A 718-nucleotide genomic window follows, 5' to 3' on the forward strand; every position below is an offset into this window, starting at 1 on the left:
GTGAAAGGTTAAAAGAAGTGGATGATGAGTTATATAAAAGAAAGGGGTAGAATTTATGAATTACAAAGCAAGCGTGAACCTTATTAACAAACCCGGAAGCTTAAAGGGAGTTGCCTCGGTTTCCATCAATGACGAGTTTGTTGTAAAAGGTGTGAGGATTTTTGAGGGCAATGACGGTCCGTTTGTGTCAATGCCTTCCCGTAAGGCAGGAGCCAAATATGAGGATATTTGTTTCCCGATTACAAAAGAGGGAAGAGAAAATCTCCACAGTGCGGTGCTTGAAGCATACGAACAGAAATTAACACAGCAGGAGGAGCAGAACCATGAAGAGGGGAAAGAAACAAAAAAGGCAGGGAATAAAAAGTCTCAAAAGCGTTCAGACGGACAAAAAACTGCCGAAAGCAATACCGAATTGCAGGCGGATCAGAATGAACAGACCGAGGCAGCCCCGGTAATGAATATGTGAGGTGAACAGCTATGGCGGTGGAATTTTACCGTTATTCATACAGGACAGCGGAGCATGACGGCGATGTTGAGGATATTAAATTTTAATGATTCGTTATTTCTTCTTTCCGTTGTTGATATTAGCCGATTCGTTTTCAGCACACATTTTTAATCTTTTCTGCACCGCTGCGTGCATATTTTCAAGCGATTCCTTTGTGTAGCCTTCAAGAAGCTCATTCGCTTCATTTTCGGTAAGCCGTACCCCTGCGTCGTA

1 protein-coding gene is annotated in these 718 nt (G+C 42.8%); it reads left to right on the forward strand.

Translation table 11 applies throughout. The annotated features are described in order from the left end of the window. Nucleotides 1–55: 55 nt before the first annotated feature. Nucleotides 56–466 (forward strand): SpoVG family protein, encoded by a 411-nt coding sequence (locus tag H8706_RS12205; RefSeq protein WP_262432699.1) that lies wholly within the window; start codon nt 56–58, stop codon nt 464–466. The last annotated feature ends 252 nt before the right edge of the window (nt 467–718 follow it).

The sequence above is a fragment of the Qingrenia yutianensis genome, from assembly GCF_014385105.1.
GTDB lineage: Bacteria > Bacillota > Clostridia > UMGS1810 > UMGS1810 > Qingrenia > Qingrenia yutianensis.